A 15223-nucleotide genomic window follows, 5' to 3' on the forward strand; every position below is an offset into this window, starting at 1 on the left:
GGGCGTTCCAAGGAACGCCCGGCCCGTGACGACGGGATTCAGCAGCGGGTCACGCCACCGGGGTGTACTTGTAGCCGACCCGGCGGACCGTGACGATGCTGTCGCGGTAGGCCGCGCCGAGCTTGCGGCGCAGGCGCGCCACGTGCACGTCCACCGTGCGGCCGTCGCCCACGTGGCCGTAGCCCCAGACGGCGGAGACCAGGTGGTCACGGGTGTGCACCCGCTGCGGGTGCTCGGTCAGGTGCGCCAGCAGCTCGAACTCCAGGTAGGTGAGGTCGAGCAACCGCCCGTCGACATAGGCGTTGCGCCGCTCGGTGTCGACCGAGATGCCGTGACCGGCGGGCCGGACCGGGCGGGCGGCCTGCGGCTGGACCTGAGCGCGGGGCTGGGTCGGGTCCGGCGCCTGCGCGGCGAGGAGCGGGGCGCCCGGAACGTGCTGACCGGGGCCGACCGCGGCGGCAGCGCCGCCGAGCGGCGCGCCGCCCTCGGCGGGCACCAGCACCAGGTAGCCGACCATCGGATGGCCGGCCGAGGCGCCGAACTGCGCGCCGTACTGGGCGAGCAGGGCCTGCGGCAGCGCCCCCTGCGGGAGCGCGGCGACGACGGTGGCCCCCTCCGGCAGCGCGGCGAGCAGGGCCTGCGCGACCTGGCCGCCCTGCGGCGCCGGGGCCGCGACCGGGGCGGGCGCCACGAAGTGCGACGGCGCCTGGCCGACCTGGTGGTGCGGCCCCGACTGGTGCTGGGGGGCGGCGGGGTGCGGCGGGATCGTGGCGCCGTGCCATCGTTCGGCGCTCGACGGGACGGAGCGGACCGCGCGCAGGTGCGGGGTCGCGGCGGGAAGGGGAAGGGTGGCCGTGGAGGAGGAAGACATGGTGCCGCTCATTTCGCGCGTGACGGACGGGGTGGAGTCGTCTGCGCGTCGACCGGGTGTACTGCCGGGGGCTGAACCGAGGTCAGCGGACGGCGGGCCGGGACGCGCTGGGCGAGCCCGGACACGTCTGGTCGAACAGGTGCGGCTGCCGGGACGGCCAGAACGGCTCAAGGTCGAGGTGACCTCGGCTGCTGTCCACGACGTTGCTCATGCGCCCATTCAACCATGTGAACGGACCGTTGCACCGCACGCGGTGCGACGCTCCCGGCACGCCGACGGTCACGGCGGCAGCAGGGGTGGTGATGTGGCTGGCGAGGTTCACTGGTGGTCTCCGCGAGAGCGGGCATGGGAAACGGCGGCACGGCCGGACACCGGCGTCCGGTGCGGCCGGGCCTACGGATTGACGAAGCGTCAGAGGCGCGCTTCACGACCGGGTGGGCCGCGAAGCCCGTCGGGCTACCGGGAGGCCGGCCGGTCCGTCACCGACAGCAGGCGCTGCAGATCAGCGCGTGGTCGATGTACCGGCGGATCGTCAGGGCCGGCGTGGCCGGGGCCGGCGCGGCCGCGGCGCGGCGGTGGTCGACGGTCACGGTACTGCCCTCCCCCTGGTCCTGGACGCGGTCGCGTGAGCGGTGCGTCGTGGTGCGCCGCCGGGCTTCCCGCGGCGTTCCGGTGTGCTCCGAGGCATCCCGAACCGCAGGGCCGGGCGGCCTTCATCCAGAGCCTTCCACGCCGGACCCGGTCTAGGCAACCTTCCGACCGGTGGACGTCCGGCATGCGGACGCCCGAATGAGACGACGGCTCCGGGCGGCCGCCGGCGACCGCCCGGGCTCCCCGGCGTCTGCGCCGGGCCTGATCGGCAGTGCACCGGTCAGGACCGGCCCGCGCCGCCCCTTCGCTGTGCGCCGACGTGCTCGACCAGGGCGACCAGCACGTCCTTGCCGTCCTCGCGTCGGCGGGCGTCGCAGAGCAGCACCGGGATCCCCGGGTCCAGGTCGAGCGCGTCCCGGACCTCCTCGGCGGCGAACAGCTCGGTGCCGTCGAAGCAGTTGACGGCCACCACGAAGGGGATGCCGCGCTGCTCGAAGAAGTCCACCGAGGGGAAGCAGTCCGCCAGTCGGCGGGTGTCGGCGAGCACCACCGCACCGAGCGCACCGCGCGCCAGTTCGTCCCAGACGAACCAGAACCGGTCCTGCCCCGGGGTGCCGAACAGGTAGAGCGCCAGCCCGGCGCGCAGGTCGATCCGGCCGAAGTCCATCGCCACGGTGGTGGTCCGCTTGGCCTCCACCCCCGCGGTGTCGTCCACCGGGCGGCCGAGTTCGCTCAGCTCCTCCTCGGTGCGCAGCGGGCGGATCTCGCTGACCGAGCCGACCAGCGTGGTCTTGCCCGCGCCGAAGCCGCCCGCGACCAGGATCTTCACCGCGACCGCCGGACCACCCCGCCAGGGCGGGTCGTTGGCCGTGGCACCGGCGGCGGCGTTCTCGTGGTGGTCAGAGCGCACGGAGTCCATTGATCACGTCTCGCAGCAGGCGCTCGTCCGGCAGCTCGGCGAGCGGAACGGGTCGGGTGACGCTGATCAGCTCGGCGTCGTAGAGGTCGCCGAGCAGCACGCGGACCACACTGACCGGCAGGTCGGTGTACGAGCCGAGCTCGGCGACGGACAGCGGTTCGCGGCGGCACCAGGTCAGGATGGTCTGGTGCTCCGGGTCGAGCACCAGCGCGGGCACCGCCCCGGCCCGGGGCCCGGGTTCGGCGACGGTGATCAGCGAGATCAGGTCGAACAGGCCGTCCTCGACCGGGCGGGTACGGCCCCGGGTCATCGAGTACAGCCGCACCACCGGACCGGCCTCGTCGTCGAACCACCGGTCGTCGACCGGGGTGCGCGGCTGGAACAGGTCGACCCCGGACTCGTCCCCGGCCGGGTCGTCCTGTTCCAGCTCGGGCTCCTCCTCCGCCATCGGGCCGCTCATCTCCCCGGCGGGGCGGCTTCGGTGCGCGGCTCGGCGGCCATGTGCTCGCCGACCCGCTTGACCAGCAGGGCCATCTCGTAGGCGATCTGGCCGATGTCGGCCTCGGCCTCGCTCAGCACCGCCAGGCAACTGCCGTCGCCGGCCGCGGTGATGAAGAGGAAGGCCTCGTCCAGCTCGACCATGGTCTGGCGGACGCCGCCGACCTTGAAGTGCCCGCCGGCGCCCTTGGCCAGGCTGTGGAAGCCGGCCGCGACGGCGGCCAGGTGCTCGGCGTCCTCGCGGTCGAGGTCGCGGGAGGCCCCGGTGGCCAGCCCGTCACTGGACAGGATCACCGCGTGCCGCAGGGCCGCGACGCGCCCCACGAGATCGTCGAGAAGCCAGTTGAGGTCCCCGGACGACTGCGTCGAAGTGGTCATGAATCTCTTCCTTCCGCTGGAGCGGGTGGTGCGGGTGGTGCCTTCACTGCGGGTGGTGCCTTCACTGCGGATGCTGCAGGTGGTGCCGGTACCGCGGGTGTCGAGGGTGCTGTCTGTGCGGAGCGCGGGGCGGGCGACGCGCCCGGCACCCAGCGGGCGAGCGGGGCCCGGTCGCCGGGCGGCGGGGCGGGCAGGGCCGCCGGGGCCGGGGCCGGTGCGATCGCGCGCCGGGTCGGGTCCGGCGGCTGCCACGCGGGCACGGCGGCCGGCCGGGCGGGCGGGACGGGGGCGGCCGAACCGCGGCCCCGGGTGAAGCCGCGCTGGAAGGAGGCGAACGTCGCCCGCGCCTCCTCCGGCGAGCGCTCGCGGGCGGTCTCGGCGGCCGACCGCCCGGGCTCCTGGACGGCGCGCTCCCGGAGCTGGGGCGCGAGGCTGGCCTGCCGGACGCGGCGCGGCAGCGGACCGGGTCCGCCGGCGGGAGGACCGTCGGCCGCCTGCCCGGCGGAGGGCTGCTCCGCCGAGGGCTGCGCTGCCATGGATCGCCCGGCCTCGGGCAGCCCGGCTTCCGGCCGCCCGACCGGGGGCCGACCGACCGAGGACAGCCTGGCGGAGGGGAAGGCGGCCGGCGGCTGCTGCCCGACCGGCGTGCGGTCCGGCCCACCGGCGGCACCGGCGTCCTGCGGTCCGGCCTCGGCGCCCTCCGGCGCGGCCAGGCCCTCCCGGCGGTGACGGCCCGGGCCCCGGACCGCCTCGTCCGGCGAGGCCGTGACCAGCGTCGGCCCGGTCCTGTTCCGCGCCCGCCGCGGCAGACCGCCCGGGGTACGGGTGGTGTCGGGCGCCGACGGCCGCGGGCCGCCGCTCCCCCGGTGGCGTCCGCCCTGGTCGGACGCGGTCCCGGCGGCCCGGCGGGCCTCCGGCCCCGGCCCGCCGTCGGCCGCGCCGCTCGCACCGCCCGCCGTACCCGCGCCGCCCGGCGGCGGCACCACGACCAGATCGCGCTCGCCCTGCCCGGCCGGCACCGCACGCCGGCCGGGAGCCGCCCCGGCCGGCGGCCCGTCCGACGCCTCCGCCAGCAGCTCGCGCGGGATCAGCACCACCGCGGTCGTCCCGCCGTACGGCGACGGCCGCAGGTGGACCCGGATGCCGTGCCGGCGGGCCAGCCGACTGACCACGAAGAGGCCCAGGCGGTCGGTGTCCGCGAGGTCGAACTCCTGCTCCACCGCGAGGCGCTCGTTGATCTCGGCGAGCGCGAGTTCGCTCAGCCCGAGCCCCCGGTCGTCGATCTCCAGCGCGAAGCCGTGGGCCACCACCTCGCCCTGAACGGTCACCTGGGTGCTCGGCGGGGAGTACACCGCGGCGTTCTCGACCAGCTCGGCGATCAGGTGGGTGACGTCCGCGACCGCGCTGCCGAGCAGCCCGGTGCCGGGGAACGGCCGGACGATCACCCGCGCGTAGTCCTCGACCTCGCCGACGGCGGCACGGACGACGTCCACCATCCGCACCGGCTTGCGCCAGGCCCGGCCCGGGGAACCGCCCGCCAGGATGATCAGGCCCTCGGCGTGGCGGCGCATGCGGGTGGTGAGGTGGTCGACCTTGAAGAGGTCCTCCAGCTCCGCCGGGTCCTCGGTGCGGCGCTCCATGGTGTCCAGCAGCGTCAGCTGGCGGTGCAGCAGCACCTGGCTGCGGCGGGCCAGGTTGACGAAGACCGCGGAGACGCCGCGCCGCAGGTCCGCCTGTTCGACGGCGGCCTCGACGGCGGCCCGCTGGACGGCGTTGATCGCCCGCCCGACCTGGCCGATCTCGGCCGAGCCGAACTGCAGCTCCGGCGCCTCGGTCGCGACGTCCACCGCCTCGCCCTTGCGCAGCCGCAGCATCACCGAGGGCAGCCGGGTGCCGGCCAGCTCGTTGGCCGCGTTGCGCAGGCCGATCAGCTCGCGGGCCAGGCCCCGGCCTATTCGGTAGGAGATCATCACCGACAGCACCACCGCGACCAGGCCGATCGCACCGGCGATGCCGCCGCGCCAGAGCAGCCCGATCGCGTACGAGCGCTCGCGGTCGCCGATCGCCCCCGCCAGCCGGGTGTTGATGGCGGCGAGGTCCCCCAGCGCCCGGTCGGCGGTCTCCCGCCAGGAGTCGCCGTTGATCGCCTGGACCACCCGCTCCGGCCCGCCCGCGCCCACGAAGTCGGCCTCGGCGCGGGACAGCGCCGCCCAGGCCTCGCCGCCGCGCAGCGCGATGTAGTCGCTCTGGTCGGCCGGGTCGAGCTCGGCGATGTAGACGGTGAACAGCGCCTGCTGGTTGTGCAGGGCGTCGATCGCGACCTGGTACTGCTCGGCGGTGGGCCGACCGGAGGCGGTGCTCAGGCCCTCCATCGCCGCGTCCTCCTGGGAGAGGTACTCGCGGGCCCGGGCCAGCTCGATCAGGATCGTCCCCTGGCGCGGCAGCTGGCCGCTCTGGCGGGCGACGAAGGCGGACCGGAAGCCGAAGGTGGGCTTGACGAGGTCGCTGTACTGCCCGAGCGCGAACTCCCAGTTGAGCGACGAGCGGTTGATCTGGCTGCGGAGCGGGGTCAGCTGGTCGGCGGCCGCGAGGATCTGCAGGTACCGGCCGCGCTGCGCCGCGTCGAGCTTGCCCCCGTCGTCGGTCTTCTTCAGCCGCAGCGTCACGAGGTCCCGGTCGGTGACGGCCTGGGCCTGCTCGAAGGCGTCCCGGGCAGCCCGCGAGCTCGGGTCGGCCAGCCGCTGGACGGCGGCGCGGCGCTCGTTCTGCAGGTCGTACGCGTACTGGTCGACCGGCTTGCCGAACTCCTTGTACGTACTGCTGACCGCCAACTGGCTCCAGACGTCACCGGTGGTGGCGAGCGTCGCGTACACCCACAGGGCGGTGAGCGCGACGATGGGCACCAGGAGCAGCGCGATGATCTTCGCGCGGATCGAGCTGCTGCGCAGACGCATGGAGTCCTCGGTCGGGAAGTGCCAGGCGCGGACGGGGAGCGGTTCGAAGGGGCGGTCGGCAGAGGCGGGCTGGCGGGTGGCGGTGACGGTACGGCGGCGGTGGTGCGGGGTGGTGCGCGACCTCGGGCGCGACCTCGGGCGAGGCCTTCGGGTGGGGCTGTCGTTCGGGGTCGTTGTTCGGGGCTGTGGACCAGGGTGGCTCACGGCTGTCAACCAGGGCTTTCGTCCTGGTTTCCGGCGGTCGGACCAGGCCGGTCGGCGAGGCCTCGGCCGCAGGTCTGCGAGAGCCTACTACGCCCTGACCACTCGTTCGAGGGTCGAACCCGCCCTCTCCCGACCCCCGGCCCGATGATGTCCGAATGATCCGTGTCATCCCGGATTCACCCCTCGGCCGCCCACCCCCGGCCATCCCCCGCCGCGGCACTTTCCCTACGGGCCGGTGCCGATCTCGTCGCGTCACGGTCACACCCCTGGGCAGTGACAGAGCAATCCGATAGTTTCGCTCCACCTGCCCGACCGTTCAGCGCGCCGCCGATCCGGACGCCCGTACGGGCCCGGCAGGCAGGGGCCACAACGGGATCGGGGGCAATGTGCGCGAGTTCAGCTCCCCCGCACCGACCGGACCACCGGCCACCGGCGGGCTGGCCGACTCGCTCTACGACACCGCCGAACGCATGTCCGGCCTGGTCCAGCTGGCCCGCCGGACGGACGGCGACCCGCAGTGGCACGAGGTCACCGCGACCGCCTTCCGGGACGAGGTGCTGGCGCTCGCCAAGGGCCTGCTGACCCGGGGCGTCCGGTACGGCGACCGGGTCGCGCTGATGTCCCGCACCCGCTACGAGTGGACGCTGTTCGACTACGCGCTCTGGTCGATCGGCGCGATCACCGTCCCGATCTACCCGACCGCGGCGCCCGAGCAGGTCCGCTGGATCCTCGCCGAGACCCAGGCGGTGGCCTGCCTGGTCGAGGACGAGGACCACGCCATGACGGTCGGCGCGGTCTGCGACGCGCTCCCCGACCTCACCGGCATCTGGCAGTTGGACCGGGGCTGCGTCGACTCGATCACCGAGGACGGCCGCGGGGTGCCCGACTCGCTCGTCCACCGCCAGCGGCTCGGCGTCGCGGCCGAGAACGTCGCCACCATCGTCTACACCTCCGGGACGACCGGCCGCCCCAAGGGCTGCATGCTCACCCACGCCAACCTGGCCTCGGCGGCCGACGCCCTGCTGGACGGCTGGGCCGAGGTCTTCGCGGACACCGGCGGCGGCCAGCCGTCCACCCTGCTCTTCCTCCCGCTGGCGCACGTCTACGGCCGGATGGTGCAGATCGCGGCGATCCGCGGCGGCTTCCGGATCGGGCACATCCCCGAGGTCTCCACCGAGGCCCTGCTGCCCGCACTCGCCGCGTACCGGCCGACCTTCCTGCACCTCGTCCCCTACGTCTTCGAGAAGGTGTTCCAGCAGGCCCGGCGGGCGGCCGAGGAAGCCGGGCGGGGCGAACTCTTCGAGCAGGCCCGGCAGGTGGCCGTCGAGTGGGCCACCGCCCGCGAGCAGCGCGCGCTGGGCCACGGCCCCGGACCGGGCCCCCGGCTGCGGCTGCGCCACCTGGCGTACGAGCGGACCGTCTACCCGCGACTGCGGGCCGTGCTCGGCGGCCGGGTGCGCGGCGTGATGTGCGGCGGCTCGGCCCTCAACCGGGAGCTCGCCCTCTTCTTCACCGGCATCGGCCTCAGCCTGTACGAGGGTTACGGCCTCACCGAGACCTCCGCCGCGATCACCGCCAACCCGGCCGGCCGGCAGAAGCTCGGCACGGTCGGCCGCCCCGTCCCGGGGGCCTCGGTGGCCATCGCCGACGACGGCGAGGTGTGGGTGCGCGGCTCCGGCGTCTTCGGCGGCTACCTCAACCACCCGAGCTGCACCGAGGAGTCGCTGTACGACGGCTGGTTCGGCACCGGCGACCTCGGCCGGCTGGACGAGGACGGCTACCTCACCCTCACCGGGCGCAAGAAGGACCTGATCGTTACCAGCAGTGGCAAGAACCTCGCCCCGGCCACGCTGGAGGAGCGGGTGCAGGCGCATCCGCTGGTCTCGCAGTGCCTGGTGGTCGGCGACGACCGCCCGTACGTGGCCGCGCTGATCACGCTCGACCCGGCCGCCCTGGCGCACTGGCTGAAGTCGCACGGCCGGGAGCAGTTGGACCCGTGGGCGGTGCTCTCCGACGAGCAGTTGCACGCGGAGATCCAGCGGGCGGTGGCCGCGGCGAACACCGCCGTCTCCCGCGCCGAGTCGATCCGCGCGTTCCGGCTGCTGCCGCGCGAGTTCGGCGTCGACCAGGGCCTGATGACGCCCTCGCTGAAGCTGCGCCGGGCGGCGATCACGGAGTACTACCGGCCGGACATCGACGAGCTGTACAGCTCCTGACGGTCCGTCTCGTTCCGTCTGCAGCACGGATGACAGTGTGCTCACGGCACGTCACTCCCTTGACGATCCGAGTGGTCCAGTCCATTGTTTTGCCTCGGTCTGAGTGCGGCACGCCCACGGCTCCCGCCCCTCGGGGAGCGCTCCACCCCGTTCCACACGCCCTCCCCACGGGCGTGTCCTCCACTGCCCCCACGCAGGAGTCCTCACGTGTCCATGTCCTCACGCCTGTCGGCGCTCGCCGCCTGCACGCTGCTCGCCGTCTGCGGTCTCGCGGCCCCGGCGTCGGCCTCGACCTCTACCTCAGCCGATTCCGCCGGACCCGCCGGGACCGCGGCGCCCGCCGTCAACCTGGCCACCAACCCGGGCTTCGAGATCCCCGCCTCCTCGCTCGCCGACTGGGGCAGCGTCCCCGGCTGGCGCTGCACCGGCGGCCCCGCCGAGGCGTCCGCCACCACCACTGCCCCGCACTCCGGCGGCTCCGCCCTCGCCGTCACCCCGGCGAACGACGACTCCAACGGCGAGTGCGCGCAGACCGTCTCCGTCCGGCCCGGCACCACGTACACCGCCTCGGCCTGGGTCCGCGGCGCCTTCGTCCACCTCGGCGTCACCGGCACCGGGCGCGATGTCGCCCCGGCCTGGACGGCGACCACCAACGGCGGCTGGCAGAGGCTGACCACCCGGTTCACCACCGGTCCCGACGCGCGCACCGTCCGGCTGTACGTCCACGGCTGGTACCAGCAGGGTCCGTTCGCCGTCGACGACGTCCGGGTGGACGGTCCGGCGCCCGCTCCGGCCACCGCCGCCGGCTCGGTGCCGACCAGCGACCGGGTCGTCTTCTTCACCGTGGACGACGGCTGGCAGCGCACCCCCGAGGCGGAGCGGTTCATCGCCGACCACCAGCTGCCGATCACCGCGTTCCCGCTGCCCATGCCGGCCGCCACCGACCCCGACTTCTTCCGCCGCGTCACCGCCGTGCCCGGCTCCTCCATCCAGGACCACAGCGTCTCCCACCCGGATCTGACCACGCTCAGCCCGGCCGAGCAGCAGGTCGAGATCTGCGACGCCCGCGACGCCCAGGTCCGCACCTTCGGCACCGCCCCGACCGTCTTCCGCCCGCCGTTCTTCGCCTGGAACGCCGACACCCTGCAGGCCGCCGCCAACTGCGGCATCCAGCACGTGCTGACCGCCGACGCCGACTTCAGCTGGGGTGCCTCGAACATCTGGCACGAGGGCACCCTGTCCCCCGGCGACGTCGTCCTGATGCACTGGACCGACACCCTCGCCGGAGACCTCCAGCGCGCCCTCGCCGCCGCCGACACCGCCGGGCTGAAGCCGGCCGGCCTGGCCTCCTACCTGCGCTAGCCCCGAGCCCGCGTCGCCGCTCCCCCGAGGGAAGAGCGGCGGCGCGCGCCGCCCTCGATCCTGATCGAGCTCGTTGACACGGGGTGGGCGGATGACTGTAATGGGGGGCGTGCAGCGCGGTGTCGGCCAAAGAGAACTGGGCCGGCCGGCGACCGGGCGGGCACCTTCGACCGAGGGACGATGCGCGATGAGTTCTCACTCCGCTTCCCTGATCTGACCCAAGCGGCCGCGGCGCTGCCCGCACGCCCGCTTCGGTCCGTTGCGCTCGTGCGATGCGGCGCCGTGGCCTCCACTCCCCATGCACCGGAGACTCCACAGGCGTATGCCCATGTCTTTCAACCAAGCGATCATCGAGGAATTCCGAACCAACGGCGGCGAGGTCGGCGGCCCCTTCGAGGGCGGCGACCTGCTGCTGCTCACCACCACCGGCGCACGGACCGGACAGGACCACACCGTGCCGCTCGGGTACGTCCGCGCGGACGGTCTGCTGCTGGTCGTCGCCTCGGCGGCCGGGGCGCCGGACCACCCCCAGTGGTACCGCAATCTGCTCGCCCACCCCGTGGTCCGGGTGGAGCTCGGCACCGAGGTGTTCGAGGCCGTAGCGGTGCCGGCCGAGGGCGCCCGGCGGGACCGACTGTTCGAGGCGGTGGTCCGGGCGGCCCCCGGGTACGGCGACTACCAGGCGCACACCGCACGGGTGCTGCCGGTGGTGGCACTGGAACGGTCCGGGGCCGAGCCGCGCGAGGTGGCCGACCTGGCGGGGAAACTGCTGGAGGTGCACACCTGGCTGCGTGCCCAGCTGCGGCACGTCCGGGCCGAGACGGAGGCCCACTTCGCGGCCGGGCCCGCCGGTGACGGCCGGCCGCCGGGCCTCGGGCTGCAGATCCGGCAGCACTGCCTCGCGCTCTGCGCGGGGCTGACCCACCACCACACCGGGGAGGACGCCGCGATCTTCCCCGCGCTGGCGCGGAGCCACCCGCACCTGCGGGAGACGCTCGCCCGGCTGGGCGAGGAGCACCGTTCGGTCGGCCGGATCAAGGACGGGCTGGTGAAGCTGCTCGCCGGGATCGGGGTGGCCGAACCCGAGCGGTTCCGGGCGGAGCTGGCCCGGATGTCGGCCGAGCTGGAGGCGCACCTGGACCACGAGGAGCGGGAGCTGCTGCCGGTGCTCGCCGGCATCCCTTTCCCACCGGGGCGGTGAGCAGGTGCGCTGAGCCGGTGCGCTGAGCCGGTGCGCTGAGCCGGTGCGCTGAGCCGGTGCGCTGAGCGAGGCGCCGACCGGTCCCGCCCCGGAGGTGGGCGGGACCGGCCTGCGCACCGGCTGCCGCGCCGGCTATACCTGCGCGGAGAACACCGGGAGGTAGCCGCCCGACTGCCCGGCGGCCTTCGGGTGGTAGCTCTCCTCGATGGGCAGGGTCGTGCTGTTCAGCCAGGTGGTGCCGGAAGCGCAGATCTCGTGCCCGGTGAAGGCGCTCCGGACGTCACCGAAAGCGAAGCCGGCGTCGGCCGCCCGCTTGGCGATGACACCGTCGAGGACGTCCGCCGCGCTGTTGATGGCGGCGCGCTTGGTGTCGCCGATGCCGAAGATGCAGCTGCCGCCGACCTTGTAGAGGTGCGGGTAGCCCAGCACCACCACGCGGGCGTTGGGCGCCTTGGCGTGGATGGCCGCGTAGACCTGGTCGAGCTGGCCGGGCAGGGTGTTGTTGGCGTAGGTCTTCGCGGCGGCGACGGCGTTGAGGCAGGCGCTCTCCGAGTCCAGCACGCAGGTCTGCATGGTGCTGGCGAAGCCCGCGTCGTTGCCGCCGACGCTGATGCTGACGAGCGTCGTGCCGGAGTTCAGGACCGAGAGCTGGTTGTTGAGGACGTCACCGGTTCTGGCACCGGAACAGGCGACGAAGGAGAAGGACGACGGCGCGTGCGCGTTCTTCCAGAGGTAGGCGTAGGCGTTGGTGCTGCGCTTGCAGCTACCGCTCTCGCTCGTGTAGCTGCCGGAGCCGAGGCCGGAGGCGTAGGAGTCGCCGAGGGCGGCGTAGTTCACGCCGGCCGCGTGGGCGGACGAGGCGGTGAAGAGGGTGGTCATCGTGAGGAGAGCCGCGAGGGCGGCCATGGACATGGCACGGGTGGGGCGTAGCATGACACCTCCAGGGAGTGACGTGAGTCACATCTGTGATACCAGGCAGTAGGGTGCTCGGTAAGTGGTCATGCCAAGACAATTGACGGGCAGTCTGACGACGGTGGAGTGAACTCGGCGGCGGGATACGGCAAGTGCGCTGGTCAGGCCCCGGCGGCGCCGTCGGCGGCGCCGGTGTCGGGGTACCCCGATCGAGGGACGGTCACGAGGCCGTCGCGCACTCACCCGCCGGTGCCGGGGCCGGGAATCCGGGGCGGACGGCCGCCGGACGCCGCGCGGGAGCGGACACCGAGGCCTGCCGCTAGGCGCAGACGATCTCCAGCTCGAAGCCCTGACCGTTGATCAGGTGCACCGCCTCGCCGGTGTCCACCCGGACCGTCCACCCGGCCGCGAGGGCGGCGGCCACCGCCGCGCGCGAGCCGTGCACGGCGAGGTGGTTGAGCCCGGCGCGCAGGCGCTGATGACCGCCGGGGAGCAGCGCGGTCGACTGCTCGATCACCAGGTAGGCGGTGCCCAGACGCCAGCTGCGGCCCCGGGGCCACTGCTGGAACGGCTCGCAGCCGAGGGCGAGCAGCACCGGGGACCACTGCGCCTCGGCGGCGGCGAGGTCGTCCACCCAGAGCTCGACGTGGTGGAAGAGCCCTGCCGGATGCGGCACCGTCACTCGGTCACCCCCCGCTCGCACGACGGCCGGGGGCGGGAGAGGCGGGGCGGGGGGCCGGGGCGTCGGGGCCGGGGGCGTCGGCGGGGGCGGCTCCGGCACCCCGACCGGGGCGTGGGCCCGCGCAGGGGCCTGCCCCGAACCCCGAGCCCGGGCCCGGGTCACCCGTGGCGGCGCTCAGCCGGAGGGGCGCCGGGCCCGGGTGGGCGGCGCCGGGGAAGACCTCGCAACCCTCGGCCGGCAGCTCCTCGATCGCCTCGTTGGCGGCCGAGGGCACCCCGAGCCACCGGACGCCCGCCGCGACCGCCGCTCGTGCCTGGCGCAGCCCCGGTTCACCCCAGCCGAGCAGCTCGACCGCGAGACCGGGCGCGACGAGCAGCCGCCGGTAGTGCCGCCCCGACGCCGGGTCCGCCGCGCTGGGACCGACGGCCCGCAAAGCGGCCGCCATCCGGACCCGGGCGCACTCGTGGCCACCGTTCGCCGAGCCGACCCGGTCGTAGAGGTAGCCGAGGTAGTGGGGCGTGCCGATCACCGCCTGGGCCTCCTCGGCCGCCTCGCGGGCCAAAGCGGAGCCCGGGTCGCCGTCGTCCTCGGGCTCCAGCGAACCGCCGGGGAGCGAGACGATGCCGTCCTTGGGGTTGACCAGGGTCAGCACCCGGCCGTCGGGCGCGAAGAGCCAGCCCCACGACTGCTTCACCGACAGCCCGGCCGGCACCCGCTCGCCCGGCCGCCACGGCCAGCCTGCCGTGGGACGCCGCCGCACCTTGCCCAGCAGCTCGGCGATCTCCGCGCTGTACTCGATCCGGCTCATGCGTCCCCCTTTCGGTGTCGGGCTCGCCGGACCGACGGTGCGCGGGGAGGACCTGCGTGCGCGGTACAGGGCGGAGCGGCGGAGGCGGCGGTGTGGGGCACCGCGCGCTTCTCCTGTTGATCTTCCCCGAAATCTTCCCCGAACAGGCGGTCGATGAACAGTCCCCAGCGCCGCTTGGTGGACACGGAGGCCTCGCCCGGGTGGTCAGCCCAGCGGCCCACCCCCCTCCGGACCCCGGTCGCCGGGGTCCGACGCCCCGCCGGGCCACGGCGGCGCGCCGGAGGGCGGCGCGGCCCCCGGCGGCGGCGCGGCGGGCAGCGGGAAGCCGGGCAGCGGTACGGCTCCGGGCGGGAACGGCACCCCCAGCGCGGCATCGTCGGCGAGCGCGTCGACCACCTCCCGGGCGGTCATCGGCCTCAGCCGGCCGGCCGCCAGGGCCCAGCCGCGCACCACCGGACCACCGGGCGCCGCAGGGTCCCCGTGCAGCAGGAGGGCGCCCGCGCCGCCGAGTGCCACCCCCGCCGCCAGGGTGGCGCAGAACGCCTCGGCGTCCCGGCCGCCGAGGAGGACCCGCCCGCCGTCGCCGCGCACGTCCGCCGCCGCGGTGAGGTGCTCGCCGTCCTCCGGGCCGTGGCAGCGCAGGGTCAGCAGGTGGCCGCCCTCCCCGGCGCCCTCGGCCAGCGCCAGGTACACCCCGGTGACGTGGTGCATCACCGCCACCAGCCGCGACTGCCCGGACGGGCCGTCGCCGACCGCGTCCAGCAACGCGGCGCAGGCGATCGAGATCCGCACCCGGGCCAGGTGGTCGTCGACCAGGACCGGGAGCAGCTCGGTCAGCTGCTCCCCGCCGTAGACGAAGGGCTCGCCGGCCAGCTCGGGGTCGGCCGCGTAGGCGACGCGTGCCGCCGCCGATCCGGGGTCGAGGCCGAAGGCCTCGCAGTAGTCCCGGTAGTCGGCCGGCTCGAACACCCTCAGGTGCACCTCGATGCCCTGCCCGCGCAGGGCCCGGAGCCGGGCCTGCGTCCGCCACAGGTAGTCCCGGAAGCCGAGCGGGCCGAACAGCCCGAGCCGGGCCAGCTCGGCGAAGTCGGCGGCGTGGACGGCCAGCGCCAGCGCCACCGGCTGCGGCGGCACACCGCGCGAGCCGCCCCGCTGCCGCGCCCGGACGCCGGGGCCGCCCGGCCCGGCCCCGCCTCCCCCACCGGCCGCCCGACCCCCCGGGCCGCGGCCACCGCCCCGGCCGCCCGACGAGGGGCCACCCGGCGGACCGCCGGAGGGACCACCGGGCGGGCCGCCGGCGAACGGGCCGCCCGGCCCCGGCCCGGACCGAACACGCGCCGGCGGCGGCGCTCCCGCAGCCGCCACGCGCCGCATCGCGCGCCGGGCGCGCCCACCGGCCGCCGGGCGCCCGGGCCGGTCCCGCCCGACCGGCTCGGGCACGGCGGACGCCGACACGACAGGCACGGGCACGGACCCGGGCACGACGGACCCGACCGCGCGGCGGCCGTCGACATTCGGGGACTGCACGGACATGGGCCCTCCCAGGGGCTCGTGCCGCCGCCCCGGGCTCGGAGCGGCCGGCGATCGAGAACATACACACCGTCACTGACAACGCACCCTGAGCGAT

13 protein-coding genes are annotated in these 15223 nt (G+C 75.0%); 3 read left to right on the plus strand and 10 right to left on the minus strand.

What is annotated here, in order from left to right; all coding sequences use genetic code 11:
* Positions 1-49 precede the first annotated feature (49 nt).
* From ACIF6L_RS10345 to ACIF6L_RS10370, 6 genes are all read right to left on the minus strand, one after another.
* On the minus strand, positions 50-871 hold the full coding sequence (locus ACIF6L_RS10345; RefSeq protein ID WP_396487806.1) for a winged helix-turn-helix domain-containing protein: 822 nt from the start codon (positions 869-871) through the stop codon (positions 50-52).
* Between the two features lie 82 nt (positions 872-953).
* A complete protein-coding gene (locus tag ACIF6L_RS10350; RefSeq protein WP_329490566.1) occupies positions 954-1082 on the minus strand; it encodes a hypothetical protein in 129 nt (42 codons plus the stop codon).
* A gap of 660 nt (positions 1083-1742) precedes the next feature.
* Positions 1743-2291, minus strand: coding sequence for an ATP/GTP-binding protein (locus ACIF6L_RS10355; protein WP_329492336.1), 549 nt, complete (start codon positions 2289-2291; stop codon positions 1743-1745).
* 70 nt (positions 2292-2361) lie between these two features.
* A complete protein-coding gene (locus tag ACIF6L_RS10360; protein WP_396487808.1) occupies positions 2362-2829 on the minus strand; it encodes a DUF742 domain-containing protein in 468 nt (155 codons plus the stop codon).
* Between the two features lie 8 nt (positions 2830-2837).
* Complete coding sequence (locus ACIF6L_RS10365) at positions 2838-3257, minus strand: roadblock/LC7 domain-containing protein (RefSeq protein ID WP_329490565.1); 420 nt, start codon at positions 3255-3257, stop codon at positions 2838-2840.
* Complete coding sequence (locus ACIF6L_RS10370) at positions 3254-6211, minus strand: nitrate- and nitrite sensing domain-containing protein (RefSeq protein WP_396487811.1); 2958 nt, start codon at positions 6209-6211, stop codon at positions 3254-3256. Before ACIF6L_RS10370 ends, ACIF6L_RS10365 begins: the two co-directional genes overlap by 4 nt.
* Positions 6212-6801: 590 nt before the next feature.
* Here ACIF6L_RS10370 and ACIF6L_RS10375 point away from each other — a divergent pair.
* From ACIF6L_RS10375 to ACIF6L_RS10385, 3 genes are all read left to right on the plus strand, one after another.
* Entirely contained in the window at positions 6802-8631 is a 1830-nt protein-coding gene (locus tag ACIF6L_RS10375; protein ID WP_352291134.1) for an AMP-dependent synthetase/ligase, read from the plus strand.
* Positions 8632-8844: 213 nt separating this feature from the next.
* Positions 8845-9993, plus strand: a complete 1149-nt coding sequence (locus ACIF6L_RS10380; RefSeq protein WP_396487813.1) for a polysaccharide deacetylase family protein — start codon at positions 8845-8847, stop codon at positions 9991-9993.
* Positions 9994-10315: 322 nt separating this feature from the next.
* Positions 10316-11194 (plus strand): nitroreductase/quinone reductase family protein, encoded by an 879-nt coding sequence (locus tag ACIF6L_RS10385; RefSeq protein WP_329490560.1) that lies wholly within the window; start codon positions 10316-10318, stop codon positions 11192-11194.
* Positions 11195-11326: 132 nt separating this feature from the next.
* On the opposite strand, the gene ACIF6L_RS10390 is transcribed toward ACIF6L_RS10385, so the two are convergent.
* From ACIF6L_RS10390 to ACIF6L_RS10405, 4 genes are all read right to left on the minus strand, one after another.
* A complete protein-coding gene (locus tag ACIF6L_RS10390) occupies positions 11327-12127 on the minus strand; it encodes an SGNH/GDSL hydrolase family protein (RefSeq protein WP_380384441.1) in 801 nt (266 codons plus the stop codon).
* A 298-nt stretch (positions 12128-12425) separates the two neighbouring features.
* Positions 12426-12788 (minus strand): glyoxalase, encoded by a 363-nt coding sequence (locus ACIF6L_RS10395; RefSeq protein WP_359804284.1) that lies wholly within the window; start codon positions 12786-12788, stop codon positions 12426-12428.
* Positions 12789-12792: 4 nt separating this feature from the next.
* A complete protein-coding gene (locus ACIF6L_RS10400; RefSeq protein WP_396487816.1) occupies positions 12793-13596 on the minus strand; it encodes a hypothetical protein in 804 nt (267 codons plus the stop codon).
* 204 nt (positions 13597-13800) lie between these two features.
* Entirely contained in the window at positions 13801-14730 is a 930-nt protein-coding gene (locus ACIF6L_RS10405; RefSeq protein ID WP_329490557.1) for a hypothetical protein, read from the minus strand.
* Positions 14731-15223: the final 493 nt, after the last annotated feature.

The organism is Kitasatospora sp. NPDC086009, assembly GCF_044540385.1.
Lineage (GTDB): Bacteria > Actinomycetota > Actinomycetes > Streptomycetales > Streptomycetaceae > Kitasatospora.

Coding starts and splice junctions, on each gene's coding strand:
- ACIF6L_RS10400 (WP_396487816.1), bottom strand. CDS start 13,596: ATGAGCCGGATCGAGTACAGCGCGGAGATCGCCGAGCTGCTGGGCAAG.
- ACIF6L_RS10385 (WP_329490560.1), top strand. CDS start 10,316: ATGCCCATGTCTTTCAACCAAGCGATCATCGAGGAATTCCGAACCAAC.
- ACIF6L_RS10370 (WP_396487811.1), bottom strand. CDS start 6,211: ATGCGTCTGCGCAGCAGCTCGATCCGCGCGAAGATCATCGCGCTGCTC.
- ACIF6L_RS10345 (WP_396487806.1), bottom strand. CDS start 871: ATGTCTTCCTCCTCCACGGCCACCCTTCCCCTTCCCGCCGCGACCCCG.
- ACIF6L_RS10360 (WP_396487808.1), bottom strand. CDS start 2,829: ATGGCGGAGGAGGAGCCCGAGCTGGAACAGGACGACCCGGCCGGGGAC.
- ACIF6L_RS10380 (WP_396487813.1), top strand. CDS start 8,845: ATGTCCTCACGCCTGTCGGCGCTCGCCGCCTGCACGCTGCTCGCCGTC.
- ACIF6L_RS10365 (WP_329490565.1), bottom strand. CDS start 3,257: ATGACCACTTCGACGCAGTCGTCCGGGGACCTCAACTGGCTTCTCGAC.
- ACIF6L_RS10390 (WP_380384441.1), bottom strand. CDS start 12,127: ATGCTACGCCCCACCCGTGCCATGTCCATGGCCGCCCTCGCGGCTCTC.
- ACIF6L_RS10350 (WP_329490566.1), bottom strand. CDS start 1,082: ATGAGCAACGTCGTGGACAGCAGCCGAGGTCACCTCGACCTTGAGCCG.